This is a genomic window from Actinoallomurus purpureus (genome assembly GCF_024055795.1).
Lineage (GTDB): Bacteria > Actinomycetota > Actinomycetes > Streptosporangiales > Streptosporangiaceae > Actinoallomurus > Actinoallomurus purpureus.
Map to the genome: position 1 here is coordinate 24,878 of NZ_JAMXMY010000002.1, position 13,161 is coordinate 38,038.

16 protein-coding genes are annotated in these 13,161 nt (G+C 69.5%); 13 read left to right on the forward strand and 3 right to left on the reverse strand.

The genetic code is table 11. The features are described 5' to 3' along the window. The first annotated feature begins 125 nt into the window (after nt 1–125). From ftsH to NE236_RS04710, 11 genes are all read left to right on the forward strand, one after another. Entirely contained in the window at nt 126–2,138 is a 2,013-nt protein-coding gene (gene ftsH / locus NE236_RS04660; protein WP_252840551.1) for an ATP-dependent zinc metalloprotease FtsH, read from the forward strand. Then, nucleotides 2,135–2,731 carry a GTP cyclohydrolase I FolE gene (gene folE, locus NE236_RS04665; RefSeq protein WP_252840552.1) on the forward strand — a complete coding sequence of 199 codons (597 nt, stop codon included), beginning with the start codon at nt 2,135–2,137 and terminating at the stop codon, nt 2,729–2,731. Before ftsH ends, folE begins: the two co-directional genes overlap by 4 nt. 186 nt (nt 2,732–2,917) lie before the next feature. Continuing rightward, nucleotides 2,918–4,690: a GNAT family N-acetyltransferase gene (locus NE236_RS04670; RefSeq protein WP_252840553.1), complete on the forward strand. Its 1,773-nt coding sequence runs from the start codon at nt 2,918–2,920 to the stop codon at nt 4,688–4,690. Nucleotides 4,691–4,745: 55 nt separating this feature from the next. Continuing rightward, a complete protein-coding gene (gene folP / locus NE236_RS04675) occupies nt 4,746–5,597 on the forward strand; it encodes a dihydropteroate synthase (protein ID WP_443612852.1) in 852 nt (283 codons plus the stop codon). Further along, nucleotides 5,594–6,025 carry a nuclear transport factor 2 family protein gene (locus NE236_RS04680; protein ID WP_252840554.1) on the forward strand — a complete coding sequence of 144 codons (432 nt, stop codon included), beginning with the start codon at nt 5,594–5,596 and terminating at the stop codon, nt 6,023–6,025. Before folP ends, NE236_RS04680 begins: the two co-directional genes overlap by 4 nt. Before the next feature lie 13 nt (nt 6,026–6,038). Further along, complete coding sequence (gene folB, locus NE236_RS04685) at nt 6,039–6,407, forward strand: dihydroneopterin aldolase (protein ID WP_252840555.1); 369 nt, start codon at nt 6,039–6,041, stop codon at nt 6,405–6,407. Then, complete coding sequence (gene folK, locus NE236_RS04690) at nt 6,404–6,925, forward strand: 2-amino-4-hydroxy-6-hydroxymethyldihydropteridine diphosphokinase (RefSeq protein WP_252840556.1); 522 nt, start codon at nt 6,404–6,406, stop codon at nt 6,923–6,925. Before folB ends, folK begins: the two co-directional genes overlap by 4 nt. Continuing rightward, nucleotides 6,922–7,395: a DUF3180 domain-containing protein gene (locus tag NE236_RS04695; RefSeq protein ID WP_252840557.1), complete on the forward strand. Its 474-nt coding sequence runs from the start codon at nt 6,922–6,924 to the stop codon at nt 7,393–7,395. The genes folK and NE236_RS04695 overlap by 4 nt, the downstream gene beginning before the upstream one ends. 114 nt (nt 7,396–7,509) lie before the next feature. Further along, nucleotides 7,510–7,851, forward strand: a complete 342-nt coding sequence (locus NE236_RS04700; protein ID WP_252840558.1) for an MmcQ/YjbR family DNA-binding protein — start codon at nt 7,510–7,512, stop codon at nt 7,849–7,851. Between the two features lie 75 nt (nt 7,852–7,926). Further along, a complete protein-coding gene (locus NE236_RS04705; protein WP_252840559.1) occupies nt 7,927–8,403 on the forward strand; it encodes a MarR family winged helix-turn-helix transcriptional regulator in 477 nt (158 codons plus the stop codon). Nucleotide 8,404: 1 nt separating this feature from the next. Continuing rightward, entirely contained in the window at nt 8,405–9,262 is an 858-nt protein-coding gene (locus NE236_RS04710; protein ID WP_252840560.1) for a haloalkane dehalogenase, read from the forward strand. Nucleotides 9,263–9,452: 190 nt separating this feature from the next. Here the strand turns inward: NE236_RS04710 and NE236_RS04715 are convergent, their stop codons facing one another. Both NE236_RS04715 and NE236_RS04720 read right to left on the reverse strand, forming a co-directional pair. After that, nucleotides 9,453–9,818: a hypothetical protein gene (locus tag NE236_RS04715; RefSeq protein ID WP_252840561.1), complete on the reverse strand. Its 366-nt coding sequence runs from the start codon at nt 9,816–9,818 to the stop codon at nt 9,453–9,455. 380 nt (nt 9,819–10,198) lie between these two features. Beyond that, complete coding sequence (locus NE236_RS04720) at nt 10,199–10,849, reverse strand: DUF7691 family protein (protein ID WP_252840562.1); 651 nt, start codon at nt 10,847–10,849, stop codon at nt 10,199–10,201. Nucleotides 10,850–10,977: 128 nt separating this feature from the next. On the opposite strand from NE236_RS04720, the gene NE236_RS04725 reads away from it, so the two are divergent. Next, a complete protein-coding gene (locus NE236_RS04725) occupies nt 10,978–11,571 on the forward strand; it encodes a PadR family transcriptional regulator (protein ID WP_252840563.1) in 594 nt (197 codons plus the stop codon). Next, entirely contained in the window at nt 11,571–12,548 is a 978-nt protein-coding gene (locus NE236_RS04730; protein ID WP_252840564.1) for a hypothetical protein, read from the forward strand. The genes NE236_RS04725 and NE236_RS04730 overlap by 1 nt, the downstream gene beginning before the upstream one ends. A 154-nt stretch (nt 12,549–12,702) precedes the next feature. Here NE236_RS04730 and NE236_RS04735 read toward each other — a convergent pair whose 3' ends face one another. Then, nucleotides 12,703–13,128, reverse strand: coding sequence for a hypothetical protein (locus NE236_RS04735; RefSeq protein ID WP_252840565.1), 426 nt, complete (start codon nt 13,126–13,128; stop codon nt 12,703–12,705). Nucleotides 13,129–13,161: the final 33 nt, after the last annotated feature.

Sequence of the window (13,161 nt, forward strand, 5' to 3'; positions counted from 1 at the left end):
TACCTTCGGTATCCCGGCTGCAAGGCGGGGAGCCACACTCGGGAAGGCCGCCTCGGCGCATTACGTGTCGAGGTCTTGGAGACGCTGGTCGGGAGGGACGGGCCCCATCGCGGGGCACCGCATAAATGGATCTGAAGCGCTACTTTCGCGGGCCGTTGCTATGGATTCTGGCCTTCGGGGCGCTGGTGCTCCTCGTCATGTACGGGATCAATCCCGGGGGCTCATACGAGAAGGCCGACACCTCGAGGGTCGTCCAGGCCATCCAGAACAACGAGGTGACCTCCGCCCAGATCATCGACAAGGATCAGCGGATCGAGGTCAAGCTCAAGAACGGCAAACAGCTGCAGGCCTCGTGGGTCAGCGGCCAGGGCAACGACCTGGCCAAGCTGCTCCAGCAGAAGACCGACGCAGGCCAGTTGAAGAGTTACAACACCTCGGTGCCGAAGCAGAACGTCTTCTTGAGCCTGCTGTTCAGCTTCCTGCCGATCGTCGTCGTCGTGCTGATCTTCCTGTTCATCATGAATCAGATGCAGGGCGGCGGCTCGAGGGTGATGAACTTCGGGAAGTCGCGGGCCAAGCTGGTCACCAAGGACACCCCCAAGACGACCTTCGCGGACGTCGCCGGAGCCGACGAGGCGATCGAGGAGCTGCAGGAGATCAAGGAGTTCCTGCAGAACCCCGCCAAGTTCCAGGCCATCGGAGCGAAGATCCCCAAGGGCGTGCTGCTGTACGGCTCGCCGGGTACCGGTAAGACGCTGCTGGCGCGTGCGGTGGCGGGCGAGGCCGGTGTGCCGTTCTACTCGATCTCCGGTTCGGACTTCGTGGAGATGTTCGTCGGTGTCGGCGCCTCCCGCGTCCGCGACCTGTTCGAGCAGGCCAAGGCGAACGCCCCCTCGATCATCTTCGTCGACGAGATCGACGCGGTCGGCCGGCACCGTGGCGCCGGCCTCGGCGGCGGTCACGACGAGCGTGAGCAGACGCTGAACCAGCTGCTCGTCGAGATGGACGGCTTCGACGTCAAGGGCGGCGTCATTCTGATCGCCGCGACCAACCGGCCGGACATCCTCGACCCGGCGCTGCTGCGCCCGGGCCGTTTCGACCGGCAGATCGTCATCGACCGTCCCGACCTCGAGGGCCGCAAGGGCATCCTGCGGGTGCACGGCCGCGGTAAGCCGTTCGCGCCCGACGTCGAACTGGACACCATCGCCCGCCGCACTCCCGGCTTCACCGGTGCGGACCTCGCCAACGTGATCAACGAGGCGGCGCTGCTGACGGCGCGCATGGACCGTAAGCAGATCGACATGAACACCCTCGAAGAGGCGATCGACCGGGTCATGGCCGGGCCGGAGCGCAAGAGCCGGGTCATGTCCGACAGGGAGAAGAAGACGATCGCCTACCACGAGGGCGGTCACGCGCTCGTGGCGCACGCGCTGCCGAACGCCGACCCGGTGCACAAGATCACGATCTTGTCCCGTGGGCAGGCGCTCGGCTACACGATGACCCTCCCGATGGAGGACAAGTTCCTCGCGAGCCGGTCGGAGATGCTCGACCAGCTGGCCATGCTGCTCGGCGGCCGTACGGCCGAGGAGCTGGTCTTCCACGAGCCGACGACCGGCGCGGCCAACGACATCGAGAAGGCCACCGCGATCGCGCGCAAGATGGTCACCGAGTACGGCATGTCCGAGCGCCTCGGCGCCCGGAAGTTCGGCGACAACAACGCCGAGCCGTTCCTCGGCCGGGAGATGTCGCACAGCCGCGACTACTCCGAGGAGATCGCCTCGGCGATCGACGACGAGGTCCGCCGGCTCATCGAGTCCGCTCACGACATCGCCTGGGAGATCCTGGTCGAGTACCGCGACGTGCTCGACGACCTCGTGCTCCAGCTCATGGACAAGGAGACCCTCTCCAAGAACCAGGTGCTGGAGATCTTCGCGCCGATTGAGAAGCGGCCGGCGAACCCGTCGTACAGCGGGTACGGCAAGCGGCTCCCGTCGGACCGCCCGCCGGTGCTGACACCCAAGGAGCTGGCGCTGCTCGGCCCCAAGGACGTCCAGGACCTGACCCAGGGCAACGGCAGCGGCTCGTCCCGCCTGGCGCTCGGCGAGCCCCAGGACAGCGATTCCGAAGGCAAGGCGTGAGCGAGGAGTTCGAACTTCACGGACCGCCGATCGACCACGCGCGGGTCGAGAAGGCGGTCCGTGAGATCCTGATCGCGGTCGGGGAGGACCCCGACCGCGACGGGCTCGTCGACACCCCGGCGCGGGTCGCCCGCGCGTACGCCGAGCAGTTCGCCGGGCTGCGGCAGCGGCCCGAGGACGTCCTCACGACGGTCTTCGACGCCGACCACGACGAGATGGTGCTCGTCAAGGACATCGAGGTGTACAGCACCTGCGAGCACCACCTGGTGCCGTTCCACGGCGTCGCGCACGTCGGCTACACACCGAACGCCCGCGGGCAGATCACCGGGCTGTCCAAGCTGGCGCGCCTCGTCGACGTGTACGCCCGGCGCCCTCAGGTGCAGGAGCGCATGACGTCACAGATCGCCGACGCGCTCATGGGCGTCCTTAAGCCGCGCGGCGTGATCGTCGTCATCGAGGCCGAGCACCTGTGCATGACCATGCGCGGGGTGCGCAAACCCGGCGCGAAGACGGTGACGTCGGCGGTGCGGGGCGACTTCCGCGACTCGCCGAGCACCCGCGCGGAGGCGATGAGCCTCATCCTCGGTCGCTGACACCTGCCCTCCGGGTGACGGCTCCATGACCGGGAGAGCCGTTCGTGAACTCCAGGGTTTGACTGTTCGTCGAAACAAGAGTCGGCGGTGTTCGCGTTGCGGGAGACTGCGGCCGGATTCCTGAGGAATCGATGTCGGTGTTGATGGCTACCGGGGAGACCCGGTCGACGACGCTGTGGGGCCGTGATGGGCGAGACGAAGCGCGACGCACCAGGTCGTGAGCCGGGCGGTCGCGCGGGAGAGGCGGGAGAGCTGGAGCGCCGCCGGCAGCGGCGCTGGGTCCCGGCCACCGCCGGATGGCTGTCGTTCCTGATCGGGCTGCTCGACGTCATCGGCGCCCTGCTGCCCGAATGGCACCGCCGGATGGTCCGGCTCGACGAGATCGTCCCCGGATCGGTGAACAACGCGGCCCGTACGGCGACCCTGGTCGCCGGGTTGCTCCTGCTCCTGCTGTCCCACGGCCTGCGCCGCCGCAAGCGCCGCGCGTGGCGCGCCGTCGCCGGCCTGCTCGCCTTCACGATCGTCTCCCACGTCGTCAAGGACTTCGCGCTGTCGGCCATCGTCGCGGCCGCGATGTTCGGGGCGCTGATCTACTTCCGCGACGAGTTCTACGCGACCGGCGACCCGCGGACCCGGTGGCGGGCCCTGTGGGTCGGATCGTTCCTCGCCGCGGCCAGCGTCGGAGTGGGCCTGCTGTTCATCGCGCTCAACCACCACGGCCTCGTCCGCGACTATTCCTTCTCCGAGCGCCTGCGGCACGTCGTCGGCGGCCTGTTCGGCGCCTCCGGGCCGGTGACGTTCACCTCCGACGGCAGGAACGACCTGTTCGGGCTGATGCTGGGCTCGCTCGGCCTGTTCACCGCCGGCACGACGATCTTCCTGTTCCTCCGGCCCGCCGAGCCCGCCCCCTCGATGTCCGCCGACGACGAGAACCGGGTCCGGGACCTGCTCGCCCGGCAGGGCGCCCGTGACTCGCTCGGCTACTTCTCCCTCCGCCGGGACAAGAGCGTGATCTGGTCCCCGACCGGGAAGGCGTGCGTCACCTACCGCGTGGTGTCCGGCGTGATGCTGGCCGGCGGCGACCCGATCGGCGACCCCGAAGCCTGGCCCGGCGCCATCGAGGCGTTCCAGGAGGAGGCGGCCCGCCACGCCTGGGTGCCCGCCGTCATGGGCTGCAGCGAGCTCGGCGCCGAGATCTGGTGCCGCGACACGGGCCTGTCGGCGCTCGAACTCGGCGACGAGGCGATCGTCGACGCCGCCGAGTTCTCCCTCGACGGCCGGACGATGCGCAACGTCCGCCAGATGGTCAACCGGGTCGCCCGCCAGGGCTACACCGCCGAGGTCCGCCGCGAGAACGACTACGCCCCCGACGAGCTCAGGGCGCTGTGGGACCAGGCCGACGCCTGGCGCGGCACCGATACCGAGCGCGGGTTCTCCATGGCGCTGGGCCGCGTGGGCGAACCCGGCGACGAGGAGTGCGTGGTCGCCACCGCCACCAAGGACGGCGAGCTGCACGCCATCCTGCACTTCGTCCCCTGGGGCACCGACGGCCTGTCCCTGGACCTCATGCGCCGCGACCGCGCGGCCCAGCCCGGCCTCAACGACTTCCTGATCGTCGAGGCGATCAAGGCCGCCCCCGATCTGGGCGTCAAGCGCGTCTCGCTGAACTTCGCGGTGTTCCGCGCGGCGCTGGCGCGCGGCGAGCGGATCGGCGCGGGGCCCGTCCTGAAGGCATGGCGCGGCCTGCTGATCTTCCTGTCCCGCTGGTTCCAGATCGAGTCGCTGTACAAGTTCAATGCCAAGTTCCAGCCGGTGTGGCAGCCGAGGTTCTTCGTCTATTCGAGCCTGGGCGACGCGCCCCGCATCGCCCTGGCCGCTCTGGAGGCCGAGGCCTTCTTCGTCTGGCCGCGCGTCCGCATCCCCGGCCTCAAGCGGCCCCCGAAGCGCGTCGCGGCGTAGGTCTTACGGATCACCCGGCAGGCCGGTCCGCGCGGCGAGCCCATAGGCTGACCCCATGACCATGAGCGTCGCCGGCCTGCCCGACCCCGGGCGCTGCCTCGTCATGGGCGTCGTCAACGTCACGCCCGACTCCTTCTCCGATGGTGGCGCCTGGTTCGACCATGACGCCGCGATCCGGCGCGGCCTCGCTCTCGTCGCCGAGGGCGCCGACCTCGTCGACGTCGGAGGCGAGTCGACCCGGCCGGGCGCGCAGCGGGTCTCGCTGCGCGAGGAGCTCCGACGGGTCGTCCCGGTGATCGAGGCGCTCGCCGCCGAGGGCGTGCCGGTCAGCGTCGACACGATGCGCGCCGAGGTCGCCGAGGCCGCCATCGACGTCGGCGCCCGGCTGGTCAACGACGTGAGCGGCGGCCTGGCCGACCCCGCCATGCCGCGCGTGGTGGCGAAGGCCTCCGTCCCGTACGTCGTCATGCACTGGCGTGGGCACAGCCACGACATGGACAAGCGCGCGGTCTACGCCGACGTGGTCCGCGAGGTGCGTGACGAGCTGCGGGCCCGCATCGGGGCGATCGTCGCGGAGGGCGTCGACCCCTCCCTGCTGATCGTCGACCCCGGCCTCGGCTTCGCCAAGCGGCCCGAGGACAACCACAACTGGACCCTCCTCGCCCACCTCGACGCCCTGCGGGCACTCGGCCACCCGGTCCTCGTGGCGGCGTCCCGAAAACGGTTCCTCGGCCGGCTCCTCGCCGCCCCCGACGGCACCCAGCGCCCGTTCACCGAGTCCGACGACGCCACGGTCGCGATCACCGCGCTGGCCGCCGCCGCCGGGGCCTGGTGCGTACGCGTGCACGAGGTCCGCCCCAACGCCGACGCCGTACGCGTCGCCGCGGCCTGGGGAGCCGCCCGGTGACCGAGCTGGACGCGCGGGCGGTGGAGGTGGCGCACGCCGAGTTCTACGCCGCGTTCGAGTCCGCGGACCTGGACCGGATGGGCGCGGTGTGGGCCGACGGTTCGTACGCCGACGACGTGGTGTGCGTGCATCCGGGCTGGCCGCTGATCCGCGGCCGCGGCGCGGTCCTCCGCTCCTGGGCGCTGATCATGGCCAACACCCCGTACATCCAGTTCGTGCTCACCGACACCCAGATCAAGGTGTCCGGCGACCAGGCCGTCGTCAGCTGCGCGGAGAACATCATCACGGCCGCCGAGGAGACCGAGATCGGCCTCACCTCCGGGGGAAGCGTCGTGACCACCAACGTGTTCGTACGTACGGAGGCCGGATGGCGGCTGTGGCTCCACCACGGATCGCCCGTGCTGGGCAGGGAAGAGGACGTCGAGTGAGAGGGAGCGCGTGGTGAGCGGCGCCGACCGGATCGTGCTGCGGGGCCTGCGCGCGTGGGGCCGCCACGGCGCCCTGCCCGCCGAACGCGAGCTCGGCCAGGAATTCATCATCGACGTCACCCTGGGCCTTGACATCCGCCCGGCCGCGGCCGGAGATGATCTATTGCGTACCGTCGACTATGGCGCACTGGCCGACCGGCTCGTGTCCGTGGTCGAGGGCGAACCCGTCAACCTGATCGAGACTCTGGCCGAGCGACTGGCGGCCCGCTGCCTTGAGGTGGCACTCGTCGAGAGCGTGGAGGTCACCGTGCACAAGCCGAACGCCCCTGTGCCGCATCCGTTCACCGACGTGGCCGTGACCATCCACCGGAGCCGCTCATGACGACTTCCGAGCAGAAACACCGGACCGTGCTCTCGCTGGGCAGCAACCTTGGCGACCGCCTCGACAACCTGCAGGAGGGGATCGACGCGCTGTTCGACGCGCCCGGCCTCGACTTCGTCGCGATCTCTCCGATCTATGAGACCGAGCCGGTCGGCGGTCCGGAACAGGACGACTTCCTCAACGTGGTGATCGTGGCGGACAGCAGCGTGGCGCCCCAGTCGCTGCTGGAGCGTGTGCTGAACATCGAGGAGTCGATGGACCGCACCCGCGACGTCCGCTGGGGGCCGCGCACGCTCGACATCGACATCGTCACCATCGACGGGGTGACGTCGGACGCGCCGGAGCTGACCCTGCCGCACCCGCGCGCCCACGAGCGGGCGTTCGTGCTGGTCCCCTGGTGCGACGTGGATCCGGACGCCTCGCTGCCGGGGCGCGGGCGGATCGCGGACCTCCTGCCCTCGGTCGCCGGTCAGGAGCTCCGGCGCCGCGACGACCTCTCCCTGCAGCCTCCCGCGTGAAGCCGACACGGATCGCGGTCCTGGCCGCCATACTGATCGGCGTCGCCGTCGTGGTGTGGGCGGTGGTGCGCTTCTGGTACACCTCGCTGCCGCTGCTGCCCTGGACGATGCTGCCGTCGCTGCTGCTGCTCGCCCTCGGCGAGCTGTACACCGCCTTCTTCACCCGCGCCCGGATCCAGCACCGGCCCGGCACCAAACCGATCGAGCCGCTGGTGGCCGCGCGGCTGGCGGCCCTGGCCAAGGCGAGCTCGCACGCGGCCGCCGTGCTCGCCGGCGGCTTCGCCGGAATGGCGATCTTCCTCGTTTCGTCCCTGGACAAGCCGACGCCACGGCGTGACTTCTTTGTCAGCGGCGGCACCGCCCTGGCCGGCATCGCGCTCATCGGCGCCGCGCTGTTCCTGGAGTACGCCTGCCGCGTGCCGAAGGGCCCGGAGGACGAGGACGACCACCGGAACGCCTCGCGCATCTGAGAGCCCGCGCGGAACGGACCGCCGGGCTCGCGGTGCCCATTCCGCGCGGGCTCTGAATGTCGGTGGCGGCTGCGATCGTGTGAGGCCCGGCGACCACCGAGACAGGAGGAGCGGATGTCGTCCGCAGAGGAGTTGCGCGGGTTCGCGCTCGCACTGCCCGAGGCCGAGGAGCGCGAGACCTGGGGCCGTCCGACCTTCCGGGTCCGCGACAAGATCTTCGCGATCGTGTCGGACGACGGCGCGTCGGCGAGCGTGAAGGCCACCAGGGACGAGCAGACGGCACTGCTCGCCGAGGACCCGGAGATCTTCTCCTTCCCGGTGTACGTCGGGCGGCACGGCTGGGTCGGCGTCGACCTGACCCGGATCGACCCCGATCACCTGCGCGAGCTCCTCACCGACGCGTGGCGCCTGACCGCGCCCAGACGCCTCGTGAAGACCCACGACGCGGGTTGTTAGTCGGAGCTCTGCCAGCCGGGCCAGATCGGCGCAAAATAGTAGCCATGGCTACAGTAGCCATGTATGGTAATTGTCATGAGCAAGGCACCGAACGGGCCGACGCCGGGCTACCTCGTCTGGCGGCTGGCGAACAGATGGCGCGTCGCCGTGGATCGCGCACTCGCGCCACTGGGCCTCACGCACGCGCAGTACGTCCTGCTGTCCTCGCTGTTCGGCATGGAACGCTCCGGGCTGCGGCCCAGCCAGCGTGAGCTGGCCGACCGCACCGGCCTGGAGCCGCTGTACATCTCGAAGCTGGCCCGGTCGCTGGAGGCGGACGGCCTCATCGAGCGCGCCCGCGACCTCGCCGACACCCGCGCCGTACGCCTCGCGCTGACCGACCGGGGCCGCGAGGCGGTACGGCCGGCCCTCGACACCGTCCAGCGGCTTCTCGACCGGCTGCTGGCCCCATTGGGCGGCCAGGACGGCTCGCGGACCGAAGCGTTCGTCCGCGACCTGACGGCCCTCCTGGACGCCCCGCTCGACCCCCCGCACCAGCAAAAGGAAGACTGAGATGCCAGAGATCGCCGTACTCGACTCGACCATCCACTACGAGGACTCCGGGGAGGGGACGACCTTCGTCTTCCTCCACGGCAACCCGAGTTCTTCCCACCTCTGGCGGAACGTCCTGCCCGGCGTGGGCGCGGGCCGCCTGCTCGCCCCCGACCTCGTTGGGATGGGCCGCTCCGGTAAGCCCGACATCTCGTACAGCTTCGCCGACCACGCCCGCTACCTCGACGCCTGGTTCGACGCGCTCGGCCTGGACCGCGTCGTCCTGGTCGGCCACGACTGGGGTGGGGCGCTCGCCTTCGACTGGGCGGCCCGCCATCCTGATCGGGTCCTCGGCCTGGCGTTCCTGGAGAGCATCGTCAAGCCGATGGCCTGGGAGGATCTGTCGCCGCAGGCCCGCAAGCGCTCGGAGATGATCCGCACTCCCGGTGCCGGCGAGGAGATGGTGCTCGAGCAGAACCTCTTCGTCCGCCAGGCGTTCACCGGCGGCGTACTCACCCCGGCGGGCGACGAGGACCTGGAGACCTACCTCGCCCCGTACCCGACCCCGGAGAGCCGCCGTCCCATCCTCGCCTGGGCGCGCCAGATACCGCTCGGCGGCGAGCCGGCGGAGTTGGTCGCCCGCATCGAGGCGTACGACGCGTGGCTGGCGAAGAGCCCGGACGTCCCGAAGCTGCTCATGACCTTCGAGGGCTCACCGACGCTGCTCATCGGCGAAGAGATGGCGGCCTGGTGCGCGGCCAACATCGCCGCCCTGGAGACCGTCGCCTGCGGCAAGGCCGGCCACCACGCCCCCGAGGACCGCCCGGAAGAGATCGCAACGGCCATCGGGAACTGGGCGGACCGCCACGACCTGAGGTAGGGGGCGCGAACATCGCCGTCGCTGTTGCCACCTTGCCGCCGGTACGGACCCGGGTACGGGTGAGATGTCGGGTTCGTTGGGGCAACGGCGACGGCAAAGCGAGAGGCCCCACGACGCGGGGCCTCTCGCTGCCGAAGCCGGCGGGGTCAGGTCAGGGTGATCCAAGAACCCGACGGCGGGTTTCCTGTCACTACCTTGCCGGGGGGTAGGCAGGTACCTCGCTCGTCGTCGGAGCGCTGCGGGCGTGGGCCAATTCCTGCTGTAGCTGCTGGTTCTTCCTTACCAGCGTTGACATCGACTCCTCGCGCTCCTCCCTCAGGCCACGGAACTCACGGCGAGCCCGCGTGGAGCGCAGCAGTGACAGCAAGGAGAGCGCGAGGCCCGCGATGACGAAGGCGCCGACGATCACCCCACCGATGAATACCTGCGCCGTGGTGTGCACTCCGGGCACATGCTGGCCGAAGACGTTGAGCGAGGCAGATGACGAGTTCGCGGTGATGATTCCCATGCCGACTGCTACGGCGGCTGCGGCCAGAACGATTCCTAGGAAGACCATAGGCCTTCTCCTCTCCTCGGGCGGCGGAGGTCGCGCGAATCGGGGGCTCTCGCGCGGCGTGTGACACCATCCACCCGAGTGAGTGGTTTGGTCAAGTTTGCCGGAAATCGACTTATTCGACAGTGTGTCGAGCAAGGTCGACGCTCCGCGTTCGTTGAGTGGCTTATTGTCGCTTTCGCGGTAGCGAGCCTCTTACTGAGAGGAACCGCGAGCCCTTATTGGATGGGGTCTCTCATAACGGCGAGGTGTCCGGAGCCTGCACGGCTTGAGATATCCGGGCGATGTGGATGTCAATCGTGTGCGCGTTGGTCGGTTCCTTTGTGGGACGGTTTCGCCCATCGGACTGGGCGGCGCGGCGACCGGGGAGGGGCAGGAGCCGGTCAGCCCTGAATGGAGAAGAACAGCGTGTCCATGGTGTGTCCGTACTGGAGAGCGCTCTGCCATTCGTCGTGCTCGACCCGCATCTTGTCGATGAGCCTCTGGGCCTCATGGGTGAAGGCGTTGTCCATGCGGTCCAGGACCGCGGCGTAGGCGTCGGCGAGTGGCTTGGCCCTGGCCAGCGCCAGACGGCCGATGGCCGGGTACCCGTCCATGGGCGACGGAACGTGGAAGGGGATCTCGTCGGGCGGCCCAGCGAACAGGAAGTCGAGCGGCAGCAGGTCGGCGGGGACGCCGAGGCGCCGCAGTTCGTCGCCCATGCGCCCGAAGAACGTGGAGGGCTTGGAGTACACGCCGAAATCGATGGGGTCGGACCCGCTCCAGTCGATGATGTGCTGGAGCGCCTTGTAGTACGCGTAGCCCACGTATTCGCCGTCCGCGTTGGCGTGGCCCGCGAGGAGGTGGTCGAGTGCCTCGGGGATGGTGAGGCCGAGATCGACGCCTTGGTGTTCGAGGCTGAGCTGGTCGGCGCGGGCGTCCTTGCGTATGTGATCGCGGAGCATGCGCTGCTGAGTCGCGTTGAGTTCGCCTCCTTGCAGGTAGGCCACGACGCGGCTCTGGTCAGCGGTGGTCATCGTGATGATGTGGCTCATGGGTTTCATGATGGCGGCGGGTGCGGACAAGTCACCGTGCGGAGTTGGGAGGCCTCTCGCGGGTCGGCCGCCGGCTGTGGAGATCCACGGGTCGAGATATAGTCGGTTTCTGATATCAGGAGGCGACTATGACTCGGAGTGCTGACAACCCATTGGGTCTGGCGGTGATGGGGCTGCTCATGGAGCGGCCGATGCACCCGTACGAGATTTCGTCCGTGCTCCGCGAGCGCGGCAAGGACGCCAGCGTCCGGGTCAACCGGGGGTCGCTGTACGACGTGGTGGCCGCGCTGGAGCAGGAGGGCTGGATCACCCCGCAGGCACGGCTCCAGGAGGGGAAGCGGCCGGCCCGGACGGTGTACGCGCTGACCGAGACGGGGCGCGGCGTCTTCGTCGAGCGGCTCGACGAACAGATCCGCAACCCGCGACGCGAGTTCCCTGTCTTCCTCACCGCCGTCGCCTACCTCGGCGCGCTCGGCCCGGAGGGTGCCCGCGCGGCTCTGGGGGAGCGGGCCGACCGGCTCCGGGCCGCCATCGCGAACGACGAGCGGGCCCTGGACGACGCGCTGCGGTCGGGGCAGGTGCCGCGTCTGTTCGTCATCGAGGCGGACTACGCCCTGCACATGGCGCGCGGCGAGCTCGCCTGGGTCGAGGCCACCGCCGAGCAGATCACTAACGGGGCCCTGCCGTGGCCCGAGCGTCATGATGATGAAGGAGAGCGATGATGAGCGCGAACGACGGTCTGCTCTTCGGGATCTATCCCGGAGGAGCCGCCGGCGACGACACCGGCGGCCTGGCCACCGGCCCGGCGGACGATCCCGAGCGGATTCGGGCCGCTCTCGATCGGCTGCGGCCCGACGGCCGGGATTTCCTGGTCCGGGGCTATGTTTCGTTCGTCGACGCCGACGACACCCGTAAGGTGACAGAGAGTCCGGAACGGGTCGAGCAGTACGCCGGAGACGGGCGGGTCCTGGATCTGGTCGCCCAGTACCAGTCCCGCAGTGGGGACGTCACCGGGTACACCCGTTTCGCCCGCGAGCTGGTCCGGCGTCACGGGCATCGGACCGTGACACTGCAGGTCACCGAGGAGCCGAACGTCCCCGGAAACCCGACGCTCGACGGCTACTACCCGCGCGTGCGTGAGGCCCTCGTCGAAGGGGTGCTCGCCGCCGCCGACGAGGCCCGGCGGCAGGGCTTCGGCCATCTCCAGGTCGGTTTCAACACCACACCGCTGTTCGGGCCCGGCGCCGACTTCATCGCCTCGCTCACCGACCTGGGCGGCAAGGAGTTCGTCGACGCCCTCGGCTACGTGGGCCTGGACTTCTTCCCCGACGTCTTCCAGTCCGTTCCCCTGGACCAGCTGCACGATGCCGTCACCGGCCTGCTCGGGCACCACCGCGCCGAGCGCCTCACCCCCGCCGGGATCGCCCCCGAGGTCCCGCTGCACATCACCGAGAACGGCTGGCCCACCGGCCCGGACCGGTCACCGGAGCGGCAGGCGGAGGTCCTGGAGGCGACGGTCCGGGCGATCGCCGAGTGCCGGGTCGCGCACAACATCGGCGCGTACACGCACTTCGCCCTGCGCGACGCCGACAGCACCGTCCCCGGGCTGTTCCACCAGTTCGGCCTCCTCGCCGACGACTACCGGCCGAAGCCGGCCTTCGCCACGTACCAGGAGCTCATCGCACGGTTCGGGGGATAGGCCCTGCGGTTTTCCACACCCTTCTCGGCGGCCGCCCGCATTCACGGCTGGGATGGTGCCGACCCGGTCGACGCCGACTCGCCGGACGTCGCCGCCAGCGGAAAAGGCGAGAGCGCGGCCGATGGCCGCGCTCTCTGTTGGGGAGCCGTCCAGATCAGGGCTTGCTGTTCTGGTCGACCAGGTTGGTCATGTTGCCGAGCGCGTCCAGGGTGTGATCGAGCTCGTCGCCCTGGGGTTGCTGGCCCCAGGGCCGGGAGGTTCCCTTCTCACGGTCGTCCCCCCAGCCGGTGGTCTTCTTCCATAGGTCGCTGAACAGCCAGAAGAGCGCCAGCAGGTCCTGTTCGTCGAGCTGGGCGAGCTTGGTGTCGCCGTGCGACTGCACCGCGTTCATGAGCGCGCCGACCTTGTCGACGATCTCGGAGAGCGGTCCGGCCATATGTTCGACGAGCTTCACCACGCGCCCCTGCAGTTCGGCCTTGAACTCGGCGTCGTAAGTCGGCTCGGGGTCGGTCAGGAGCCACTCGACCTCTCTCCGCTCGCGGACGAGAGCGTCAAGGTCGAGCCTGTTGGGTGTGTTCATGATTTGTTGGGTGCCGTTGACCTCAGCACCTCT

Bases quoted from the DNA above. Each gene is read 5' to 3' on its own strand.
- NE236_RS04700 (WP_252840558.1), top strand. From the start codon at position 7,510: ATGTCGTCCGCAGAGGAGTTGCGCGGGTTCGCGCTCGCACTGCCCGAG.
- NE236_RS04730 (WP_252840564.1), top strand. From the start codon at position 11,571: ATGAGCGCGAACGACGGTCTGCTCTTCGGGATCTATCCCGGAGGAGCC.
- folP (WP_443612852.1), top strand. From the start codon at position 4,746: ATGACCATGAGCGTCGCCGGCCTGCCCGACCCCGGGCGCTGCCTCGTC.
- NE236_RS04735 (WP_252840565.1), bottom strand. From the start codon at position 13,128: ATGAACACACCCAACAGGCTCGACCTTGACGCTCTCGTCCGCGAGCGG.
- NE236_RS04670 (WP_252840553.1), top strand. From the start codon at position 2,918: ATGGGCGAGACGAAGCGCGACGCACCAGGTCGTGAGCCGGGCGGTCGC.
- NE236_RS04705 (WP_252840559.1), top strand. From the start codon at position 7,927: ATGAGCAAGGCACCGAACGGGCCGACGCCGGGCTACCTCGTCTGGCGG.
- folK (WP_252840556.1), top strand. From the start codon at position 6,404: ATGACGACTTCCGAGCAGAAACACCGGACCGTGCTCTCGCTGGGCAGC.
- NE236_RS04720 (WP_252840562.1), bottom strand. From the start codon at position 10,849: ATGAGCCACATCATCACGATGACCACCGCTGACCAGAGCCGCGTCGTG.
- NE236_RS04725 (WP_252840563.1), top strand. From the start codon at position 10,978: ATGACTCGGAGTGCTGACAACCCATTGGGTCTGGCGGTGATGGGGCTG.
- NE236_RS04710 (WP_252840560.1), top strand. From the start codon at position 8,405: ATGCCAGAGATCGCCGTACTCGACTCGACCATCCACTACGAGGACTCC.
- NE236_RS04715 (WP_252840561.1), bottom strand. From the start codon at position 9,818: ATGGTCTTCCTAGGAATCGTTCTGGCCGCAGCCGCCGTAGCAGTCGGC.
- ftsH (WP_252840551.1), top strand. From the start codon at position 126: ATGGATCTGAAGCGCTACTTTCGCGGGCCGTTGCTATGGATTCTGGCC.